The 22,594-nt window shown below is 46.3% G+C and carries 21 protein-coding genes, 1 tRNA gene and 1 pseudogene; 2 read left to right on the top strand and 21 right to left on the bottom strand.

The window, feature by feature from the left end; genetic code table 11:
• Window positions 1-449 (bottom strand): hypothetical protein (locus Q384_RS03035; RefSeq protein WP_037585898.1); only part of this gene is annotated, 449 nt, incomplete at its 3' end.
• A 981-nt stretch (window positions 450-1,430) separates the two neighbouring features.
• Here Q384_RS03035 and Q384_RS13140 point away from each other — a divergent pair.
• Entirely contained in the window at window positions 1,431-1,601 is a 171-nt protein-coding gene (locus Q384_RS13140) for a hypothetical protein (RefSeq protein WP_156956414.1), read from the top strand.
• A 272-nt stretch (window positions 1,602-1,873) separates the two neighbouring features.
• Here the strand turns inward: Q384_RS13140 and hisD are convergent, their stop codons facing one another.
• The 15 genes and pseudogenes from hisD to Q384_RS13905 form a co-directional block, all read right to left on the bottom strand.
• Window positions 1,874-3,163 (bottom strand): histidinol dehydrogenase, encoded by a 1,290-nt coding sequence (gene hisD, locus Q384_RS03040; protein WP_037585930.1) that lies wholly within the window; start codon window positions 3,161-3,163, stop codon window positions 1,874-1,876.
• Between the two features lie 2 nt (window positions 3,164-3,165).
• The gene (locus tag Q384_RS03045; RefSeq protein WP_037585931.1) at window positions 3,166-4,440 is read right to left on the bottom strand and encodes an NYN domain-containing protein; all 1,275 of its coding nucleotides are present in this window, start codon (window positions 4,438-4,440) and stop codon (window positions 3,166-3,168) included.
• Window positions 4,441-4,461: 21 nt separating this feature from the next.
• Window positions 4,462-5,112, bottom strand: a complete 651-nt coding sequence (gene hisG / locus Q384_RS03050) for an ATP phosphoribosyltransferase (RefSeq protein ID WP_037585932.1) — start codon at window positions 5,110-5,112, stop codon at window positions 4,462-4,464.
• A 113-nt stretch (window positions 5,113-5,225) separates the two neighbouring features.
• A complete protein-coding gene (locus Q384_RS03055) occupies window positions 5,226-5,414 on the bottom strand; it encodes a zinc-finger domain-containing protein (RefSeq protein ID WP_037585899.1) in 189 nt (62 codons plus the stop codon).
• A gap of 12 nt (window positions 5,415-5,426) precedes the next feature.
• The gene (ttcA, locus tag Q384_RS03060) at window positions 5,427-6,338 is read right to left on the bottom strand and encodes a tRNA 2-thiocytidine(32) synthetase TtcA (protein WP_037585900.1); all 912 of its coding nucleotides are present in this window, start codon (window positions 6,336-6,338) and stop codon (window positions 5,427-5,429) included.
• A 163-nt stretch (window positions 6,339-6,501) separates the two neighbouring features.
• Window positions 6,502-6,789, bottom strand: a complete 288-nt coding sequence (locus Q384_RS03065) for a hypothetical protein (RefSeq protein WP_051940354.1) — start codon at window positions 6,787-6,789, stop codon at window positions 6,502-6,504.
• 68 nt (window positions 6,790-6,857) lie between these two features.
• Window positions 6,858-7,127 carry a helix-turn-helix domain-containing protein gene (locus Q384_RS03070; protein ID WP_051940356.1) on the bottom strand — a complete coding sequence of 90 codons (270 nt, stop codon included), beginning with the start codon at window positions 7,125-7,127 and terminating at the stop codon, window positions 6,858-6,860.
• A 48-nt stretch (window positions 7,128-7,175) separates the two neighbouring features.
• Entirely contained in the window at window positions 7,176-8,564 is a 1,389-nt protein-coding gene (locus Q384_RS03075; RefSeq protein WP_037585935.1) for a sensor histidine kinase, read from the bottom strand.
• A 1-nt stretch (window position 8,565) separates the two neighbouring features.
• Window positions 8,566-9,267 (bottom strand): response regulator transcription factor, encoded by a 702-nt coding sequence (locus Q384_RS03080; protein ID WP_037585901.1) that lies wholly within the window; start codon window positions 9,265-9,267, stop codon window positions 8,566-8,568.
• Between the two features lie 293 nt (window positions 9,268-9,560).
• A complete protein-coding gene (locus Q384_RS03085) occupies window positions 9,561-9,767 on the bottom strand; it encodes a copper ion binding protein (RefSeq protein WP_037585902.1) in 207 nt (68 codons plus the stop codon).
• 139 nt (window positions 9,768-9,906) lie between these two features.
• Entirely contained in the window at window positions 9,907-10,770 is an 864-nt protein-coding gene (locus Q384_RS03090; RefSeq protein WP_037585903.1) for an aldo/keto reductase, read from the bottom strand.
• A gap of 15 nt (window positions 10,771-10,785) precedes the next feature.
• Entirely contained in the window at window positions 10,786-11,526 is a 741-nt protein-coding gene (locus tag Q384_RS03095; protein WP_037585904.1) for a hypothetical protein, read from the bottom strand.
• A gap of 2 nt (window positions 11,527-11,528) precedes the next feature.
• Window positions 11,529-14,021, bottom strand: a complete 2,493-nt coding sequence (locus Q384_RS03100; protein ID WP_037585905.1) for a heavy metal translocating P-type ATPase — start codon at window positions 14,019-14,021, stop codon at window positions 11,529-11,531.
• Window positions 14,022-14,298: 277 nt separating this feature from the next.
• Window positions 14,299-15,849: an urease accessory protein UreH domain-containing protein gene (locus Q384_RS03105; RefSeq protein ID WP_037585906.1), complete on the bottom strand. Its 1,551-nt coding sequence runs from the start codon at window positions 15,847-15,849 to the stop codon at window positions 14,299-14,301.
• Window positions 15,850-16,232: 383 nt separating this feature from the next.
• Window positions 16,233-16,545: pseudogene (locus Q384_RS13905) on the bottom strand (transposase); the annotation flags it as partial.
• 200 nt (window positions 16,546-16,745) lie between these two features.
• On the opposite strand from Q384_RS13905, the gene htpG reads away from it, so the two are divergent.
• Entirely contained in the window at window positions 16,746-18,641 is a 1,896-nt protein-coding gene (gene htpG / locus Q384_RS03115) for a molecular chaperone HtpG (RefSeq protein WP_037585936.1), read from the top strand.
• 379 nt (window positions 18,642-19,020) lie between these two features.
• On the opposite strand, the gene Q384_RS03120 is transcribed toward htpG, so the two are convergent.
• The 5 genes from Q384_RS03120 to Q384_RS03140 form a co-directional block, all read right to left on the bottom strand.
• A tRNA-Ile gene (locus tag Q384_RS03120) sits at window positions 19,021-19,096 on the bottom strand.
• A 170-nt stretch (window positions 19,097-19,266) separates the two neighbouring features.
• Window positions 19,267-19,821, bottom strand: coding sequence for a hypothetical protein (locus tag Q384_RS03125; RefSeq protein WP_037585908.1), 555 nt, complete (start codon window positions 19,819-19,821; stop codon window positions 19,267-19,269).
• Window positions 19,821-20,492, bottom strand: coding sequence for a DUF484 family protein (locus Q384_RS03130; protein ID WP_037585909.1), 672 nt, complete (start codon window positions 20,490-20,492; stop codon window positions 19,821-19,823). The genes Q384_RS03125 and Q384_RS03130 overlap by 1 nt, the downstream gene beginning before the upstream one ends.
• The gene (dapF, locus tag Q384_RS03135) at window positions 20,492-21,346 is read right to left on the bottom strand and encodes a diaminopimelate epimerase (RefSeq protein ID WP_037585910.1); all 855 of its coding nucleotides are present in this window, start codon (window positions 21,344-21,346) and stop codon (window positions 20,492-20,494) included. The genes Q384_RS03130 and dapF overlap by 1 nt, the downstream gene beginning before the upstream one ends.
• 114 nt (window positions 21,347-21,460) lie before the next feature.
• The gene (locus Q384_RS03140; RefSeq protein ID WP_037585911.1) at window positions 21,461-22,366 is read right to left on the bottom strand and encodes a LysO family transporter; all 906 of its coding nucleotides are present in this window, start codon (window positions 22,364-22,366) and stop codon (window positions 21,461-21,463) included.
• Between the last annotated feature and the right edge of the window lie 228 nt (window positions 22,367-22,594).

The raw sequence follows: 22,594 nt of genomic DNA on the forward strand, positions 1-22,594 counted from the left end.
TTAAAAATCATTTCCAGCGTAGTATAGATATAAAAAATAACTATTCTTATCGCAGAAATATGAATTAAAATATCAAAAACAATATAATGCAGCATAAGAGCGATAAAAATATTACGCAAAAACATTTTTGCTACTGACAATCCCAAACTTTGAACATTTTTACCTTTTTTATAGCGATGTACTAATTCTATGTGCATGGCATTCCAAACCAGCCAGCAACAAAATAAAAAATATGCCAATTGCGGCTTTATAAATGCCAAAGCAATAATCGCTGTCAATGAACCAAAAATCCATTTTAGATTAAACTTTGGTTCAATAATATAAATATCTGACCCTGATAACGCTCTATCCGAATCCGGTTCTACTGCATTACGCGTAGCCACGCGGTAAATAAACACAAGCTGTAAAATCACCATGATGATGACAAAAGTTATGATTGCTGTTTTCATAAAATATTCATGGTATAAATATTTCAAAGACTATGAAAAATAATAGTCATGGTTATTTAAAAATTAGTTTTCTTTTTAAAAATAAATTGAAATATATCAATCCATTAATATTTAATTTTATTGACACAGCTAAAATTCAAAATTATTTAAAATTTGGCATGGCAGATTTATATCATCTTCTTATAGAAGCCATGTTCTGCTATTATTAAAAAATTGAGCTATTTCAATTCATAGCCTATAATCTATATCGTGTATTCTATTTCGCCAAGCCATCTATTTATCGTGCGGTAAACCTCAGACTTTAAAACCCACCCCAATAAAAAACCCGGTACTTATTTTTCGCAATTACGCTAACAGTGAAGAACAGTGAAGAACAGTGAAGAACAGTGAAGAACAGTGAAGAACAGTGAAGAACAGTATAACTGTAACGTATTGAACTATAATATCATTGATAGTTTATTGCAATAGCAAACAGTATTTTTTCTTGCACTGTTGTATTTTTGTAACAATCATGCAAAATAGCTCTGTTTTAATAAAGCCCATGCACTCAAAGAGAGCGTATGGGCTTTATTAAAACGGTTTGGCTGTGATTACCATGATTGCTTTGTGCCTGACCTCACCAATAGCAAACCTTGGGTTTCAGGCTGCCTGAAACCCAAGGGGAGAACTTGAAACCGATTAAGATATAGCTATACTATTATTTTTTTTCAAAAAAGAAAACATGATTTAATTCAGCAGCTTTCAGACTATTAACCGTGGTTTTTCCAGCTAGTCATTTTGAAAAAATTGGTAGTATGGCTATAAATCCCTACCGAGGTGATTTTTGGCGTTGGCTTGGCGTTTGCCGGCAACGTTGATTGAGCCTTGCTAAAGATGGCATGACCATAATTTGGCATTTAGTTGGCGCTTGCCGTTGGTTTTAATAGGTAGTATGGACAGGTGGGGATTTGGCTGCCGAGGTGATTTGTTGATTTACGGTAGATGCTGTTAAAAGACAGGGCTTTGGTGTTTTTGGTGCGCATTATTGGCGCGGTGGACACTTCGCACTGCCACCACAACACCTTAGATGCGAAACCAGCCAACGGTTTAATTGCCGATGATCTGCGCGTGTTGGCGTATTCACGCGGCGCAGACGGCATCACCAACACTTAAATAAATCCAGCTGTTTATTTTAACAGGCGGAGCGAATATGTACCCCTATCAAGCTGATCCGAAAAATCGGTATCCGACAGAAGTATTGCCGCCGAAGCAGTAACCGCACACGATAACATTTTCAATATTCAATATCGTTATTCTCGCGCAAACGAGAATGACGGTATTTTTTGCTTGCTTCACTGCATTATTCTAAAACACCGAAGCCACACAAAAAGCGAGTACACATCAATTCGCCTTTTGTATTCAGATTGGTGCTTAAAATAAAACGATTATTCCATACGCATTTCTGCTGCTCTGGCATGAGCAGTCAAGCCCTCACCGTGTGCCAATACAGAAGCAATTTCACCCAATTGCCGCGCACCTTCAGCAGAAACTTCAATCAAACTGCTGCGTTTTTGAAAATCATATACCCCCAAAGGCGAAGCAAAACGTGCGGTGCGGCTGGTGGGCAATACGTGATTGGGTCCGGCGCAATAATCGCCCAAACTTTCACTGGTATAGCGTCCCATAAAAATCGCGCCCGCGTGGCGGATTTTGCTTGCCCAATGCGACGGGTTTTCCACCGACAATTCCAAATGCTCCGATGCCAGATAATTGGCAACAGCACAGGCTTCATCTAAATCGCGCACAATAATCACCGCACCGCGATGCTTCAGCGAGGCTTCGATAATATTTCGGCGCGGCATCTCTTCAATTAATGCTTGCATGGCTGCCTGAACGTGTTCGGCATACTCAGGCGAAGAGGTGATTAAAATGGATTGTGCAATTTCATCGTGTTCGGCTTGGCTGAATAAATCCATAGCCACCCAGTACGGCGGTGTTGTGCCGTCGGCAATCACCAAAATTTCACTGGGACCTGCCACCATATCAATGCCCACCACACCAAATACACGGCGTTTGGCAGCAGCAACATAAGCATTGCCGGGACCTGTGATTTTATCGACTTGGGTAATGGTTTGTGTGCCATATGCCAAAGCCGCAACCGCCTGCGCACCGCCGATGGTGTAAATTTGCGTAACGCCCGCCACATAAGCCGCCGCCAGCACAATATCGCTGCGTTCACCGCGCGGCGTCGGCACCACCATGATGATTTCGGCAACGCCCGCCACATGCGCAGGCATGGCGTTCATCATCACTGAACTGGGATACGCCGCTTTGCCGCCGGGTACATAAATCCCAACACGATCCAAAGCGGTGATCTGCTGCCCGAGCAAAGTGCCGTTTTCATCGCGGTATGACCAAGATTCTTGTTTTTGATGCTTGTGGTAGGCTTCAATGCGTTTGGCAGCGGTTTCCAAGGCATGGCGCACATTTTCAGGCAGCCTGAAAAAGGCTTCTTTTAAATCTTGCTGGCTTAAGGTTAAATCCGCCATGCTGTGTGCATTCATGCCGTCAAAGCGGTTGGTATATTCGATAACAGCGGCATCACCGCGCTGCCGCACATCATCGCAAATGGCGGCAACCGTGGCATCAATCTGCGGGTCTTGCGCGATTTCAAAAGCCTGCAATGCTTTTAATTGGTTTTCAAAATCAGCACTTTGACTGTTTAACTTTTTTATCATCATGATTGATTAGCACCTTCAACGACCGAGATTTTGTCATTGTTATAAATTTTATTCACGCGAACACGAACACCGCGCCCTGCTTTCTTGGTTTCAATCCATTCGCTGTATATGGCTTTGATGGCTTGTTTGATGTCATCAAAACCCAGTTCACGAATATCAAATGATGTGTTTTTGGTTTCGATGTATTTGGATACTTCACTGATTGCCGCCCAACCGTCTTCTTTGGCGTTGGCTTGAACGGCATCTTGTATCAACGGAATCAATATGCTGAAGCGGCGGGTTCCCGATGAGGCTATTTGTGCGGCGGCATTGTCGGTTTTAACCGCCGTGGGTTTGGCTGCCGTTCGGTGTTCCTGCTTTGGTTTTGTTTGCTTGCCGTTTTTATTGTTTTCTGCGGTTTGCGTGTTATTGGCGGTATTTTGGACGGCTGTATTTTGAATCTTTTGCTTTTGCTGCCCTTTATTATTGGCAGTTTCAGCAGGCAAAACGGCTTTTTTGCTGTTGTTTGATTTCTCGCGCAGCCACAAATGATTGCCGTAAAGTTTGGTTTCAAATAAATCAACGGCATTGATAAGGCTGGACAATTTACTGTGTCCGTAGTTGCGCGAATCAAAATCAGATTGAACTTTATTGATGTATTGCCCCACTGCACCCAAAGATGCCCAGCCGTCGTCATCGGCATGTTCTTTAACTGCATTGCCGATTAAATCCAACAACACACGCGGCAATTTTTTACCATTATTTTTGGTGCGTTCGGTTTCCGGCTGTCTTTTTTGTGTTTCGGAATAAGCATCACTGTTTTCCGGCATTTCCGTTATGGCATGGCGGCTGCCTTGCATCAGGTTTTCAGTGTAGATGAATTTATCACAGGCTTTGCGGAATGATTCCGGTGTTTTTTTCTGACCAAACCCATATACCGTCAGCCCTTTTTCGCGGATACGTGATGCCAAGCGAGTAAAATCACTGTCGCTGGACACGATACAAAAACCATCAAAAGTATCGCTGTAGAGCAAATCCATCGCATCAATCACCATTGCCATGTCGGTGGCATTTTTGCCTTTGGTGTAAGCAAATTGCTGTATCGGTGTAATTGCGTGCGGCAGCAATGCGTCTTTCCATTTTTTCAAACCGCTGCTCCAGTCGCCGTAAATGCGTTTGACGCTGGCAACGCCGTATTTGGCAATTTCTTCCAGTAAAGGTTCAATAATATCAGCAGAAGCATTGTCGGCATCAATCAGCACCGCCAGCTTCACAGACGGTTCAATGGGCATGGTTTTTCCTTTGTTTAACATTCAGGCAGCCTGTTGTGTGGCAGCAGCAAACGTATCGATAATCGGCTGAATGACATCGTATTTCAGTTTTAAGGCAGCCTTATTCACAATAAGGCGGCTGGAAATGTCGGCAATGTGTTCCACCGCTTCCAAATCATTGGCTTTTAAAGTGTTTCCGGTGGACACCAAATCAACAATGGCATCGGACAAACCCACTAAAGGTGCCAATTCCATAGAACCGTACAGCTTAATCAAATCCACGTGTACACCTTTATCGGCAAAATGTTCGGCGGCAATATTCGGGTATTTGCTTGCCACACGCAAACGGCAGCCGGGCTGCACCGCAGCGGCATAATCAAAGCCTTTTCTCACCGCCACCATCATGCGGCATTGGGCAATTTTTAAGTCCAGCGGCTGATACAACCCATCGCCGCCGTGTTCAATCAGCACATCTTTACCGGCAATACCAAAATCCGCCGTGCCGTATTGCACATAAGTCGGCACATCGGAGGCGCGCACAATCACCAAGCGAATATGCGCGTGATTCGTAGCAATAATCAGCTTTCTGGATTTCTCCGGATTTTCTGTCGGATGAATGCCCGCCGCTGCCAGCAAAGGCAAGGTTTCATCAAAAATACGCCCTTTGGATAAGGCTATGGTTAATGGTTTCATTGAATACACGACGAAAAAATGGGTTTTAATCAAACCGAAAATAATGCGGTTTTTATGAGTAAACAACCATTTGGTTGAATAAAAAATAATCAGCGAAAAATTCGATAACATACTTAATGATGTGCCGATATTTCGCCTTCCGCTCGATAAACCGCGCCGCAATATGGACAAGATGCCGTGCGGTGATCGGCGTTCAGCACCAAAAATACACGCGGATGCCCGTTCCAATTTTCCGCACCTTCGCCGCGGCACACCAACGGTAAATCTTCAGCAGAAACAACAATAACAGAGGGCTTACTCATGAAGCAGTTCCTTTATTGTGGGCAGGGTAAATTTCGATTATCCAAAATATTGAACACCTTACTGCGATTCAGGCTGCCTGAAAAAAAATCTTCTTTATCAAACGCCGTATCACCGCCGTGCGGCAAAGTTTGCCCGCGCTGCAAATCAGCAAAATCGAATAAATCTGTGTCTGCCAAATGAGACGGTATCACGTTTTGCAAAGCGGTGAACATGGTTTCAACACGCCCCGGAAATTGTTTGTCCCACTCTTGCAGCATATTTTTAATAACTTGCCGTTGCAAATTCGGCTGCGAACCGCATAAATTACACGGAATAATCGGAAATTGTTTTATTTCAGCGTAGCGTGACAAATCTGCTTCCCGAGCATAAGCCAGCGGGCGAATGACAATGTGTTCACCATTATCCGATAACAACTTCGGCGGCATGGCTTTGAGTTTACCGCCGTAAAACAAATTGAGAAACAAAGTTTCCAAAATATCATCGCGGTGATGCCCAAGCGCGATTTTGGTGCAACCGTTTTCTTTGGCAACGCGGTACAACACCCCACGGCGCAAACGGCTGCATAAGCCGCAAGTGGTTTTACCTGCTTCAATCACCCGTTTGACCACACTGTAGGTGTCTTCTTCGATGATTTGAAACGGCACACCCACCCTGCTTAAATATTCGGGCAGCACGTGCGCGGGAAAACCCGGTTGTTTTTGATCAAGGTTTACCGCCAACAGTTCAAACGATACTGGTGCAGATTTTTGCAAACCCATGAGAATATCCAACAACGCAAAACTGTCTTTGCCGCCGGATAAACACACCATAATCTTATCGCCCGCCTCTATCATGCGGTAATCATTAATTGCCGCGCCTGCGTGGTGGCGCAGCCGTTTGGCAAGTTTGTTGTTTTCGTATTCTGATTTGGGTTTGTGCGACATGCGGCTGAATGGAAAATAAATTGATAAAGAGGTATTGTAACGCAAACATACATGTAAATACCGTTTACAGACAGCTGAATAACGGTTGTGCTTCTCAAGTAGCCTCAGGCAGCCTGAAAAAAGCAATTATTTAAAACTGCCGATTACTTAAAACTGCCAATATCTATTTAACCGCCGCCCATGCCGCATCATCGCCGTCGAATTCTTCTATTTCCGCATACTCGCCGCTTTCAATCAGCGACACCACTTCTGCCAAATCGTGCGCACCTTCTACTCGGTCACAAGGCACATCGGGTGGCGTGTTCGGCGGCAATACCGCCGCGATGCCATCGTACCAAGCCAGCCAATAGCCATTTGAAGTTTGGTAAAACACCGCATCGGGGTGAATGGTTTCATCGGTATTGGCTTGCATGCGTATGGCGATTTCGGTTTGAAAGGGGAATGTTTGCATGCGGGTTCTCACAGTAAAATCAGATACATCTCCGATTTCCGTAAACTGCTCCAGCGATAACTTAACGCTTAGCGCGAATCTGACGGCGTTTTCGCTCCATCCACAGCGGGTGCTTCACCATACTCGCCCTCTGGATAAAAAGTACCATCACCCGATATCTGGTGTTCTCGAACAACTCTGAGGAGCAAGTTATAACCGAGCTTTTTCTGGTCGTTTTCGATAGACATCAAGTATCTTGACGTAATCTCCAATTTTTCTGCCAGTTGGTTTTGTGTCAGATGTGCATCCAACTTTGCAGTTTTTATCAAATATCCCAGCTGATTCTTTCTTGCTCCCATCGCCGGTTGATTGCCAACGGCAGATGAATGAGAATGTGAAACCCTAGTTCACCTTGCAGCCTTTGGCAGCGTCACTGTGAACCGCGCGCCTCCGCCCACATGGTTTCCCGCTGTTATCGTTCCACCGTGCGCCGACACAACAGATTTCACTATGGCAAGTCCTATACCAGTGCCGCCTGTATCACGATTGCGCGACTTGTCCGCACGGTAGAACCGTTCGAAGATATATGGCAATTCTGCTTCAGGAATGCCTGGTCCGGCATCCTCTATAGAAAGCTGCGCAAATTCCGGAGTGTCCTGTATGAAAATGCTGATTTTACTGCCCTCCGGCGCATATTTCACAGCATTGGACATCAAATTCATAATGACCCCGCTAACTCTATCCTTATCGATGGAAACAATCACATTCACTCCGTCTATTTCAAGCCGTTGATTCTTATTTGCTAATTGTCCCGCAAAGTTGTCACACACGGTTTTCGACAGTGCCAGCAAATCCACAAACGATTTTTCGAGTTTTAAATTTTCACTCTCCGCGTGTTCTAACCGCTCCAAATCCGCCACCATTTTACCGAGCCGCAGAATTTCCTCATGGCAGCTTTGCAAGCGTTCCGGCGTTGGTTTCCATATACCTTCAACCATCGCTTCAATATGCGTACCAAGTGTGGCAAGGGGTGTACGCAGTTCGTGGGCGACATCAGCGGTGAGTTGTTTGCGCAGACTCTCTTGTCTTGCCAACGCGCAAGAGAGATGATTAATTGAGAACACGAGATGATTAAGTTCTCGCGTATTTGTCTTGCTTTCAAACTGCACGTCATAACGACCATCTGCGATAGCGGCTGCTATATCTGCGGTCTTACGGATGGGGCGTACAAGCCGCCTTGCCAGTAACCAGCCAACCACAAATGAGAACACAAGTGATAAAACACCGATGACAGCCAAAATCACATTCAGGGCTCCGATGAACGAAAATTCGTTTTCGCTCAGGAAAAAAGGGCCGTAATGCTTGACAGACGCCGTGCCGATTTTTTGCTCATTCTGCGTAAGGTCATAGTTTACGGAAACAAACTCGCCAGCTGCCCCGTGAGCTTCCATTCGCGCCATAATGTCCATCATGGTCTGCTGACACAGACCCATGTCGTGGTTTTCCGCATTCCATACGGTTTCTCCGCGATAATCGGATACCTTTATGATGTAACCATCATTCAATGAATACATACTCAGCGCGTGAATCGCATTCAAATCCCATGTGTTTGTCAGCCCGTTATAATATTGCGCGAGATTATCGGTGATGGTCTTTACCCTCGCATCCTGCTGCTCGATGATATAGCCCTCAAACTGCCGAACAATCAAGACATTTGAAAAAAAGCTGATGAGCACCACCGCAATCAACACAACGAACACGATGGCAAGCGATAATTGTGTCCGTAGGCTTCGCAATTTACCCACCTTCGAATTTATACCCAAGGCCATGAACCGTCAGGACATAATCTGGATTTTTGGAATCGTCCTCAATTTTCTGCCGCAGGTTTTTAACATGATTGTCAATGGCACGGTCATAACCTTCAAATTCATCGCCCAGCGCGATCTTGATAAGTTCCGCGCGGGTGAAAACCTTTTGAGGATATTTAATCAGTGCCGAAAAAATTTTCAGCTCAGAGGGTGTAAGCAAAACCTCCAGTCCGCGCTTTTTGATGATGTTTTTCTCAAAGTCCACAACAAGGTCGCCGCTGCGGAAGCTGTTTTTTGTTACAAGCGGAACAAGGTCATCGGAAGCCCGGCGCAGGGTTACATCTACGCGCGCACCGAGTTCTTTCAGGCTGAACGGCTTTCGGATATAGTCATCTGCGCCCAATCCCAATCCTTTGAGCAGACTTTCTTCCTCGATTTTAGCGGTAAGCATAATAACGGGAACCCGCGACTGCTTGCGGATTTTCGCACAGACTTCCTCGCCGGAGATGTCGGGGAGCATCAAATCCAAAAGAACAAGAGCGATGTTCTCACAGTCAAAAATCTCCAACGCTGTCTTTCCGTTTGGCGCGGAAAACACCGTAAATCCACGGCTCTCCATGTAAGAAGTCACTACTTCCAGTATCTTTGGTTCATCATCCACCGCGAGGATATTTTTTGGCTTTATTGGCATGCTTAAAACACCTCCTGATTTTTGCCGTGTACTTGTCAGGCAATAATCCTACATCCTGCACTGTTAACGGCGGTTATAATTTGTACCGCGTCGGAATCGTACTCAGTAATTACTTCGCGTTTGCATTTGTTTGCTTGACTTTTTTGATGCAAAGCAGTTTACGCACGCATTTTGAATTGCGATTTCACAACGGCCGCAGTGCATACCCTCAACCCTCAATATAAGTTTTCCCTCTATAAACTTTTTTAACAGCACAAATAAGAAGCCACTGAAATTGCAGATACCCCATCGTGTCACGAAATGACCTCGTAGCCCTGTTCCTCAATCTCGTATTTGATTTTGTCCACCGTGAGCGTGGGGTCATGTTCCACCATGACGGTCTTGGCGTTCAAGTCCACCGCCGCATCCGATACACCGTGAAGCGCACCCACCGCCTTTGTGATTGCCTTTACGCAATGCTCGCAGGACATTCCATCCACATTTATAATTGATCTCACCATTTTGATACCTCCAGTTCTTTGTTTAGTGGCAGTCGGACTGCGGTTTCCGCATGTTATCTGTGGCCAGTGTAACGTGAAGACGTATAGATTTCATTTGTGCGCGGGAGCTTTTTGAAAAACTGATCTCTGTTTAACGGCTTTAAGAGCAGCTGCCCCTTTCCTTTATCAAGCCCACAAACATCTCTACTGCTTCCGGCGTGTCGTGACGGAAGAACAGGCTATCACCCTTGTCAAGTTTTTCGATTTCCCGCATATCACCCTCAGACAGCGTAAAATCGAACACATCGAAGTTCTCTGCCATGCGCTCTTTACGTACTGACTTCGGAATGACAACAACGCCGCTCTGGATTAGAAAACGCAGCGCCGCTTGCCCAACGGTTTTTCCATACTTCGCGCCGATTTCACCAAGCACGGAATTGGTAAAGAAGTCATTTTTCCCTTCGGCAAACGGCGCCCACGCTTCAGCCTGTACGCCATACCTCAACAGGACTTCCCGCGCAAACTTCTGCTGCTGAAAGACGTGCGTCTCAATCTGATTGACCTGCGGCTTTATTTCGCTAAACGAAGCTATGTCGGCGAGCCTGTCAGGATAGAAATTGCTCACGCCGATTGCGCGGATTTTCCCTGCTTTATAGGCTTCCTCCAAAGCGCGATATGCTCCGTAAACATCGCTGAACGGTTGATGAAGCAGGAAAAGGTCAACATAATCCGTTTGTAATTTGGAGAGCGAATTGTCGATTGCTTTTTTAGCCTTCTCATAGCCATAGTTGGAAATCCACATCTTTGTCGTGATGAAGAGTTCACCCCTTGCTACGCCGCATTTGGCTATTGCGTTTCCGACCGCCGCTTCGTTCATGTAGCTCTGCGCCGTGTCAATCGAGCGATAGCCAACGTCAATTGCGTCAAGGACGCACCGCTCGCACTCAGACAAATCAGGGACTTGAAACACGCCATATCCAAGAACCGGCATTTTGACCCCGTTGTTAAGCGTTACATATTCCATTTTTTTTATCCTCCATTATTTCAAGTTGAACGGTTTGAGCAGTTTCCAAACCTGTTCTGTTTTGCCGTTTTCCTCGATTGGGACTTGCGCGTATGCCCATCCCTCAACTTTTTCAGGGTCAACGCCCGCCGCGATGAGCGGTTCGGGATTTAGCACGAACACGATGTCCTTGTCTTGGTCGGTATTGTCATATCCGTTGATTTTCATATCCTTTGCCCACTCAAACATGTTACCGTCGCCCAATTTCACGCCGTAGTGGTCGAGCGAGGCATGGTAATTGATGGAATCGCGGTATTTGGTGACAATTTGCTCATAGGCCGCAAGCGCGGTAGGCGAACCGCTGTAGGTTAATTTGTCGCTGCCCAGTTTCGTACCCACCATCAACATTTCACTCCCCATGCTACCCATCGTATCGTCCTTATAAAAGGCGTAATTATCCGGCAATTTGTCGGGGACAAGCCCCGCATCAATGAACGGCTGCGCGTCAAGTTCCAGCATAACATCGTGGAGAGGAGCTTTGCTGTAATCTTCGCTCCAAATAAAGCGTACCGAATCGTCCGGCGCAGAGAGTGACCAACCGACATTCAGTTCATCGGTCTTCACCTGATCGGGTATGGTTTTCAGCACTTCGTCAAAGGAAGTAACAGATTGCCGGCCAACTACGTCCAGCGAGCTGGGTCCTGAGCAAGCGGTAAGCGTAAACATTAACGCCAGACTGGCGGCAACAGCTGCAATAAATTTGGTGCGTTTCTTCATAGTTATGTACCTATCCTTTCTTGGCTTGTCGCCTTAAATCTTTTCAAACGCAAAGCGTTTGTTAATACGGAAACCGAACTTAAACTCATGGCCGCCGCCGCAAAGATTGGGTTGAGAAGCGGTCCGCCGAACAGGTACAGGACACCCGCCGCAATGGGAATGCCCACCACGTTGTAACCAAACGCCCAAAACAGATTCTGCTTGATGTTACGGATGGTGCGCTTGCTCAGATTGATGGCTGTCGGCACGTCGGTCAGTTGGCTTCTCATCAACACGATGTCGGCACTTTCCATTGCCACGTCTGTGCCGGAACCGATGGCAATTCCAATGTCGGCCTGTGCCAGCGCGGGCGCGTCGTTGATGCCGTCGCCTACCATCGCCACCTTGCGCCCCTCGGCTTGGAGCTTTTTGATTTCGTTGGATTTGTCCTGTGGGAGCACCTCGGCAAGTACACGGTCAATACCCACTTGCTTTGCGATGGCGTCCGCCGTTCTGCGATTGTCGCCCGTAATCATAACGACTTCGATGCCCATCTTGTGCAGGCTTTCTATGGCTGATTTACTGGATGGCTTCACCACATCGGCCACGGCCACAATACCCGCAAGCCGTCCGTCAATGGCGATGTACATAGGCGTTTTGCCCTCGCTTGCCAATGTGTCGGAATCTGTTTCCAATTCCGTCAAGGAGATATTCCGCTCGTCCATCAGTTTGCGGTTTCCGGCTAAAACGCTCTGACCGCCTATTTGCGCCTCAATACCACGCCCCGTAATGGAATTGAAATCATCAACCTTCAATAACCCCAAACCTTTATCCTGTGCGCCCGCCACAATCGCTTGACCCAGCGGGTGTTCCGAGCCTTTTTCCGCTGATGCCGTAATTTGCAGGAGATGATCGGGCAGTACGCCTTCGGTTGTCAGTACGTCCGTAACCGTGGGTTTCCCCTCGGTAATCGTGCCGGTCTTGTCAAATACGATGGTGTTGATTTTATGTGCGGTTTCAAGTGCTTCGCCGCCCTTGATAAGGATTCCGTTCTCTGCGCCTTTTCCTGTTCCCACCATAATGGCGGTTGGCGTCGCCAATCCCAGCGCACAAGGACATGCAATTACGAGGACTGCGATGAAGATAGTTAGTGCGAACTCCAGATTGCCGCCGCTGCCGAAAAACCACGCGATTCCGGACAGCAACGCAATGACGCACACGATAGGCACGAAATAACCCGAAACGATGTCGGCCATCTGCGCGATGGGGGCTTTGCTGCCCTGCGCGTCCTCAACCAGTTTGATAATCTGCGCCAGCGCCGTATCGCTGCCGATTTTTTCGGCACGAAACTGCACCGTGCCGGTCGTGTTCAGCGAAGCAGTGTATACCGCGTCCCCTGCTTTTTTATCCACCGGCATACTCTCGCCGGTCAGCATTGATTCGTCAATGGAAGTGTGACCGTCCGTCACCGTGCCGTCTACTGGGATTTTCGCGCCGGGCTTGACGATGATAATGTCGCCGATTTCCACCTCGTCAATGGGAATTTCCTTTTCCACACCGTCTTGAAGAATCAGCGCGGTCTTCGGCGCAAGTCCCATGAGTTTCTTAATAGCCTCGCTCGTTTTGCCTTTGGATACGGCCTCCAGCGTTTTGCCCAGCAAAATCAGAGTGATAATAACGCCCGCCGTTTCAAAGTACAGACTTTCCACCGCTCTGAAATTGCCCGTGGCTATTTGGAATGTATTGTAAACACTGTAAAGCACGGCGGCAGTTGTACCGATGGCAATCAGGGAATCCATATTCGGGCTGCGATTCCAAAGTGCTTTGAATCCCACTGTATAAAACCTATACCCCACGCCAATGACCGGAAGAACCAATATGATTTGAAGCAAAGCGTAAATCAGGGAATAGTTCATAGGGTCAAGGCTTTTCGGATACGGCAGTACAATCCCGTATTTTGTTAACATCGGCACCATTGCGATGTAGAGCAGCGGGATAGAGAATACGGCGGCCACAATGAACTTCGTCCATAAGATTTTTATTTCACGCTGTTTCCGCGCCCTGTCCTCATCACCTGCATCGGCTTTGGAAATCTCCAACGCCTTGTAACCGGCTTTCTCAACGGCTTCCTTGATAACCGACGCACGAACCTTCTGCGGTTCGTAGGCGATGGTCGCTTTCTCGGTGGCGAAATTGACTGATACGCTCGTCACACCATCTAATTTCTTAATGGCTTTCTCAACCCTTTGAGCGCAAGCCACGCAAGTCATACCGCCAATCGGGATGGTGATGTTCGTGCTGTCGGTTTTTTCGATTACCTCATAACCGATTTTGTGTACGGCCTCTTTGATTGCAGGAAGCCCAAGCACCGCCCCGTCGAATTCCACAAATAACTTCTCGCTGGCGAGATTGACACTGGCTTTCCCGATGCCGGATAGCTTTCGCATCGCCCGTTCTATCCTTTGAGCACAGGCCGCACAGGTCATGCCCCTAATATTCAATACCTGACTTTCCATTTTTAGATCACCTCAATGTTATTTTTTAATGGTTTCCATCTATCATACTTAGGTCACGGTTTTGTTTTCAGGGAAAGCTGGAACCGGGTTCATGCTTGTACTGCGACTATCGCGGAACTGTAACCGGTATCAATGCTTATGCGCTAAATGTTGTACTCTTCACCGTCTCCTACATCAATTGTTCTGAGCTCTGCCACACTGATGTTATCTGTCTGGATTACTACACTTGACGGAATAGGATTATCCGAGGCATCAACACTAAACGGCGCGTTCTATTTTATCTGCTATCTGCTGCTGCGGAACCGTCATCAATCACCGCGCCGGCTTCCACTATTTTGATAGAACCGCGGATCATACCCATCCAGCAATTGTACTGAACGGTGCCAGCTTTACCAGGCATGAACTCAATCACGTTCTCACCTGTCTTGAGGGAATATTCAATGCCATAATCGTTAATGAGCATTTTGTTGTTGCAGCCGTTGACGCTACCCTTTGGCGCGTCAATAACCCATTTCACCGGTGTTCCGGCTTGAACAATTATGTCTGGGTATTTGCCGGAAGAAAGTGTGCTGTTTATAACCTGCTTGCCGTCCAAGACCTGGATACCATCGTTAGCTGCGGAAGGGCTTCCTTTATCCCCATCCAAAGAGGCATTTAACCCATTCCATGATACCAATAGTACAACTGTGATGCCCAATGCGGCGACTACCGAGATTGTTTTATGCGTTGGCTGTTGGAACGGGAGGCACGAAACAACGCCTGCTGCACACAGCGCGAGTATAATTAGCAAGAGTATATCCGGCGGCAGGAATCCCGACAGGCTTCCGCCCTGTGAGAGCATTGCCAGACCAAGTACCACAACCAGCACCGCTCCAACAGTCATCACCTTTTGTGTGAACCTTTTTCCAAGTGCCGAAACGACTGACCCAAGCCCCAGCATAAGCGGAACGGTTCCCAAACTGAACAGGAACATAGAGAGCGCGCCCGCAATCGGATTTCCAGACCCCAGTGCTACAATCTGCATAGATTGCAGAGGTCCGCAGGGCATAAGACCGTTGAAGAGACCGACAATTAACGGGCTTTTGCTTTTGACCTTTTCCGCTCCGATTTTACGGGCAAAGATTTTCGGCATCCTCGGATTCAGTTTACGAAGCCACGGGAACAGCCCCAGCATATTGATTCCCATAATGACCATAAACACACCCGCAATCAATTTAAGTATGCCTTGTGTCATTACTGGCAGCCCAACCTCCGAACCGCTGCTGAACAGCAAACCGACAAACCCCAATAGGAAACCAATAACGGTGTAGGAAACCACCCGTCCAAGGTTATAAAGAAACGCGGGAACAAATGTGGACATACCGCTTCTCTTTGCTCCGCCCCGTGGAATACACTGCGAAAGGTTAATGCCGCCGCACATTGCCACACAATGAATGGAAGTGATGAGGCCAATCACAAACAGCATTCCGTACCCCATTTTTGTGTCTGCCAACTGGTTTGGAACGAGCAGGTTCAGTATCCCGAATTGCTGCAAAAACATGTACAGAGAAACAACAATCACCAAAGTACCAACAACATGACTGATGTTCGACTCCTGAAGCCCGTTGCCATGAAGCACGTGATAGTCCAACTTTTCAATAACCGCTTCAATCTCCCGCATTGTGATAATGTTGGCATCGTAGGCAATGGTAGCGGTTCCGGCACCATAGCTTACGTCAGCGGATTTGACGCCAGCCGTGTTCCGCAGCTTCCTTTCAATTTTATTCTGGCAACTTATGCACGTCATGCCACCGATGCGCAGCCTCTTTGTTTTTAATTCTGACTCCATAACAACAGTAGACACCTTTTTTTGATTTGGTGGTCAGCATAACTTGCAAATGTATGGATTTTATATGGGTGCACAATCTTTTCAAAAAATTATTGCTCCGCCACCTCACCGCATAATTCAGAGATGAAATTGTGCTTCCTGTCCTGTCGTATTTAGAGTCTGCGGAAATTTATCCATACAATTCATAATAAACAAATGGATAGATTAAAACCGACCAATACTTGGCGTAATTTACCCAAATCGTTTGGTAAATGGAATACCGTTTACAAACGATATAAAACAATTGGTTAAAAAAGTATCTTTAATATAGTGTGTAAATCGGTTTGCGTATCGCTTCAGGATAACGGAAATACGCCGACAAAAACGACCATTTGTTGCGCCAATTTGATTTTGCAGTGGACGGCGTCCAACCAGACAAAGGGATAAACGGCATTCAATAGACGGCTGCCATTTTTTCAATTCAGGCAACAAACGGTTGGTAATCGTACCATCTGAAACCGCCGGCCCGTAAATGTCAGCAATATGACTTTGAATATCACGATAGCTCATGCCCAAAGCAAACAGAGAAATGATTTTGTCATCGATTTCTTCGGAGAGTTTGGTCTGATTTTTTTTGACGATTTGCGGTTCGAAGCTGCCGTTGCGGTCTCGCGGTGTTTCCAATTCAAAACTGCCGGAATTTGCCTTAACCGTCTTTTTTGGAATAGTTTAGGGGGAGGATTGACACAAATTCCGTTTTGCTTAATGTGTTCATGCCGTCTGCTTGCGGTAAACAGATCAATAAAGTCAATGATAAAAGCCAGTTTTCTGCGCTTGAAACCATCACCCTTTGCCCTTATCTGCGCATCAATCGCTTTTTTATCACATTAAAACCAACAAGCAACTTGAGGAGCATCATGAAACAAACCCACAGTTTTCAAACCGAAGTCAAACAATTACTGCATTTAATGATTCATTCTTTATACAGTAATAAAGAGATTTTTTTACGCGAGCTGATTTCCAATGCCGCCGATGCCTGCGACAAACTGCGTTTTGAGGCATTAAATAACAATGCCCTGCTTGGCGATGACCCCGAACTCAAAATTACCGTAACCGCTGATACCGATGCCAAAACCATCACCGTTTCCGACAACGGCGTGGGCATGAACGAAGCCGAAATCATTGAGCATTTAGGTACCATCGCCAAATCCGGCACCCGTGCTTTTTTTGAACAGCTCACGGGCGATGCCAAAAAAGATACCAACTTGATTGGTCAATTCGGCGTGGGCTTTTACTCCGCATTTATCGTTGCCGACAAAGTAACCGTAGAAAGCCGCCGCGCAGGGTTGCCTGAAAACGAAGCGGTGCGCTGGGTGTCTGCCGGCGATGGTGAATTCACGGTAGAAACCATCACCAAACCCAAACGCGGTACCAATATTATTTTGCATATCAAAGAAGAACACAGCGATTTATTGTCAGACTGGACTTTACGCCGAATTGTAACCACCTACAGCGACCATATTTCTGTGCCGATTTTCATGAAAAAAGCACCGGAATATGATGATGAGGGCAACCCCAAACCATCAGACGAACTGGAAGCCGTGAATCAAGCGCAAGCCTTGTGGACACGCCCCAAAAGCGAGCTTTCCGATGAGCAGTATCAAGAATTTTACAAACACGTTGCCCACGATTTTGACGATGCGCTGGCGTGGACGCATTTCAAAGTGGAAGGCCGGCAAGAATACACCGGCTTGCTGTATATCCCCAAACGCGCACCCTACGACTTATATGAACGCGACCCGAAACACGGTGTGAAATTGTATGTAAAACGCGTGTTCATTATGGACGATGCGAAAAAACTAATGCCGCTGTATCTGCGTTTTGTGCGCGGCGTGATTGACAGCAGCGATTTGCCGCTGAATGTGTCTCGTGAAATTCTGCAAGAAAGCAAAGATCTGGATGCGATACGTGCAGGCAGCGTGAAAAAAGTGTTGTCACTGCTGGAAGATTTACAAAAAAATCAACCCGAAAAATACACTGAATTTTGGAAAATATTTGGGCAAACGCTGAAAGAAGGCATCGGTGAAGATTTTGCCAATAAAGACAAAATTGCATCACTGTGCCGTTTTGCCTCCACGCACAACAACAGTGATGAACAAACCGTTACCTTGGCGGACTACATCAGCCGCATGAAAGAAAGTCAAGATAAAATTTACTACCTCACCGCCGACAGCTATGCCGCCGCCAAAAACAGCCCCCACTTGGAAATTTTTGCCAAAAAAGGCGTAGAGGTATTGTTGCTTACTGACCGCATTGACGAATGGGTAGTTGGCAGTCTGCATGAATTTGAAGGAAAATCTTTAGTAAGCGTTGCCAAAGGTGCGCTGGACTTAGGCGGCTTAACAGACGAAGCCGACAAAGCCGAGCAAGCCCGCGCTGAAGAAGACAGCAAAGACGTTGCCGCTGCCATTGCCGCGGTATTGGGTGACAAAGTAGAAACCGTGCGCGCCACTACGCGCCTTACCGACAGCCCCGCTTGCTTGGTGGTGGGCGAACACGACATGAGCGCACACTTGGCGCGTATGTTGGCGGCAGCAGGTGCAGCCGAACAAATCCCGCACAATAAGCCCACTTTGGAAATCAACCCGCAACACTTGTTGATTCAGAAAATTGCCGCCGAAAAAGATGAAACCAAACGCAGCGATTTAGCAGAATTGGTTTACGAACAAGCCTTGCTTGCTGAAGGCGGCAAACTCGACAACCCCGCCGCATTTGTGAAACGCATGAACGGACTGCTACTCTCAATGCAATAATAATTTCTGGTTTCTTTTGTGCTTGAAATTTCAGGCTGCCTGAAACAAGGCAAAAAAGCGGTGAATTTTTTATTCACCGCTTTTTTTTTATTGAAATGTGGCACAACAAAATACTGTTTAAGAACAGCGAATGCCGAAAATCAGAGTTGAAGCATTTCATCAATGACCACAATGTGGTTAAGCAGCATCAATCACTTAACGGCGCAACGCCATACGGTGTTTTAGAAAGCTATTGTTATTTTGATAATGCGTGAACAGTACGACAAGTTTTTACAGCTTAGTGATGTTGGCTTTTTTGAGGCACAAACTCGGCACACTGATTAAAAAGCGGCTGGCAATATTGACAAAAACAACACATTGAATAATCTGAATATTATCTTGGTGGGCCCGGTCGGTTTCGAACCGACGACCAAGGGATTATGAGTCCCCTGCTCTAACCCCTGAGCTACAGGCCCGACAGGGAAAATTAGCTTTTCATTATAGCAAAAATACTGATTATTGCAAAACAATAATGAGCAGATTCGCATGGTTGAAAAAACCAACGCCACTGCTTTTTCAGATTTTTATCAGCCATTGTACAAAACTTCTTTTTTTCCTTAACTGTCGATATCTTTCAATTCATCAGTCAAACATATCCGCTTAAATCGCATAAAACATAGCCGAAAAACCAGAGTACCATCAATAAAAAACCAATTTCATAAGAAACTTTGTATTTTTCTGCTCCAATATGATCACGGTTCAAATACCACAATAACATTAACAGCCATTGGCAACCCAAATAAAAAATCGGCTGTCCAAAGAAAAGACCCAATAAAGACAGCAGTGAATACAGGCTGATTCCGTTTGGATAACGCATTAAAATTAAGCCGAGCAATACCGAGAAAGCAGCCAGCATGACCCAGCCTGAAGACGCCAAATAAGATAAATACACGCTGTTAGATTGGTTGTGTTTGCGCAGTGCCAGCGGTGAAGACAATGTGATGTAAAGTGATGGTATATAAAGATTGGCTAAATGGCTGCTGCCCAACACTCCGGGCAGATACAACGAAGAATAATCTGCCATTATCCACCAGCACAATACTGCACCGATAAGCCACAACCATTGGCGATACCGCAAGCATTGCAGTACAAATATGCTGATGTATGCCGCTAAAGCCCAAAGCGTGATGTTGCCCCACATTATTCAGGCAGCCTCAATAAACGTGCCAGCACGGCGGCTAAATTGGCTGCCAGCTGTGCTGCCAAATCGGTGGATAAATCAGCATGAAAATAGCCCGAATCCTCATGACCAATTGCTAAAAAAGCGATGGTTTTACCCTGCCAAACAACAGGCAGCTGCAAAAAACTCATTAATGAAGGATTTTGCTGAATAAGCAGTGCCTGAATAGCCGCGTGGATTTGACTGCCGCATTGCACATGATAAAAATCAGCGGCTGCTTCAGCCGATATTTCTGTTTGCCACAACAGTATTTTGGGAATTTTGGCTTTGGAAATTTCGGGCGGCAAAATTTTAAAAGCATAATTCGGCAAAGAAAAATCTTGGCGCAAGCCAGCATCAACGGCTTTTACCAATTGCGTTAAATTGGCGGTGAGTAACAAACGGTGGGTAAAAGCCAGCAATTTCTGCATGACAATCGAATTGTGCTGCGTATCGGCAATGATTTGCTGCATCAATGTATGGGTGCGTTCACTTTTTTGCTGCATTTGGGCAAGTTTGCCTTGATTAAATGACAATACTTTATTTTCTTGCGGCCGAAACCCCAGTTTTTCCGCATATTGAACCAAAAAATCGGGGTGATTTTCCAAAAAAGCCAGCACTTGCTGCACATTTACAGATTGTTTGGCACTCATCAATATGCTACCTCACCCGTATAAACAGTTTGTGCCGGTCCCGTCATCATGACATGACCATTTTCTTTTTGCGCCCAACGGATACTCAACTCACCACCCGGCAATTCCACACACACCGCCCCTTCACTTGAGAGTAAATTTTGGCGAATACCCGCCACTACCGCCGCACACGCACCAGTGCCGCAGGCTTGAGTTTCGCCTGTGCCGCGTTCAAATACGCGTAATTTGATGTGCCCTGACGAAATAATCTGCATGAAGCCCACATTCACACGCTGCGGAAATTGCTGATGTGTTTCAATTGCAGCACCCAAAACCGCAACCGGCGCGGTATCAATGTTATCAACCACAATGACCGCGTGCGGATTACCCATATTCACGCACGAAACCGGCACCGTGTCCAAGTCCACCATCACCATGTGGGTAACTGCTTCGGCATCGGTTTCGGAAATCGGCAAAAACGGAATATCTTGCGGTGCGAACAAAGGTTTGCCCATATCAACCGTGATCGTGCCGTTGTCATTCAATTTCGGCACAATAATGCCTTTGGCGGTTTCTACAACAATTTCCCGCTTATCGGTCAATCCGTTGTCAATAACAAAACGTACAAAGCAGCGTGCGCCGTTACCGCATTGCTCTACCTCTGAACCATCTGCATTGAAAATGCGGTAACGAAAATCCACTGACGGGGTTTGCGCCTTTTCAATCAGCAATAATTGGTCAAATCCAATACCGGTATGGCGGTTTGACCAAGCCGCAATCGGTGCATTTTCAGCATCAAATACTTGGTTAATGCCATCGATAACCATGAAATCGTTACCCAAACCGTGCATTTTTGTGAATTTAAGGGTTGTCATGATGTAATACTCAAGCTCAAAATTTAAAAGGAGTAACAACAAAAGCAGGATATGCTTCTCTGGTAAACATTATATTAGCATTGAATTTAAATAAAAATTTTATTTATCAGCAGACTATAAAGTAGAAAAAACCACCATCAAAATCGGTGATGCCACATTCACCACAAAGCCGAAGCTAATGGCTAACGGCACAACTTCAACCCCACCCGAAGATTGAATCACCGGCAAAGTAAAATCCAAACTGGTTGCACCACCCACGCCCACCGCCGCACCAACCCACCGCCGCATCAATACCGGAATGAATGCCAGCGCAAAAAATTCACGTGCCAAATCATTCACCAAGGCGACACTGCCCCACACTGGTCCGTAAGCCTCGGTCATCACAATGCCTGAGAGCGAATACCAGCCGTAACCCGAACTCAACGCCAGCCCTTTGCTGACCGATACATCGGGCATAATCAGCGCAAACAACACACCCGCCACCAAGCAGCTCACCATAAACACCGCACTGATTTGCACGCCATATTTATTTAACAGCACTTGGCGCAGGGTAATGCCGCTGCCCCTGAGCTGCATACCCACAAAAAAAACCAATAACATCAAAGCATAATTACTCAAAGATTCAGGCGGCAGCCAATACGCAGGCAATAATAAACCGAACACAAAACCCAACAACACGCAACCAATTTGTTTCAGGCTGCCTGAAAGGCTGACGTTCTGGCGAATATTCGAACCATGGATACTGTGCCGCCACGGAAATTTTGCACCGAACCAAATCAAAGCCAAAATATTGAAGCCCACAACACACACAAACAACACACCGGCTGCCAGTGCCACAAAACCAATTTGCTGCCCTAAATTATCCACCCGCGCCAAAGACAAACCAATCAGTGCCAAAATCACATATACCAGTATATTCAGTGCTTGATTTACCCTGCGTAACAACAACGGCGGCAAACGCACAAAAAAGCCGGCAAACAGCGGCAACAAAATCGAAACCAAAGTGATGAGGCTGTGCATGTCAATCTCAATATCATTAAAAGGCTGCCTGAACGCGACAGAAGCGGAAACTTAATATGGTAGCAGATTTACCCCACTGCTCGCCCCTGTTTTATGTTTTTCAGGCTGCTGCTTTGCCGTGCATCGCAATATAAAAAATCAGATATTATGGTTTTTTCGTTTTACACTTAACAATGCCAATAAATCGAACATAATTGATTTTACAAAGAATAACGCAAATTTTTCAGG

It is taken from the genome of Stenoxybacter acetivorans DSM 19021 (genome assembly GCF_000745895.1).
Lineage (GTDB): Bacteria > Pseudomonadota > Gammaproteobacteria > Burkholderiales > Neisseriaceae > Stenoxybacter > Stenoxybacter acetivorans.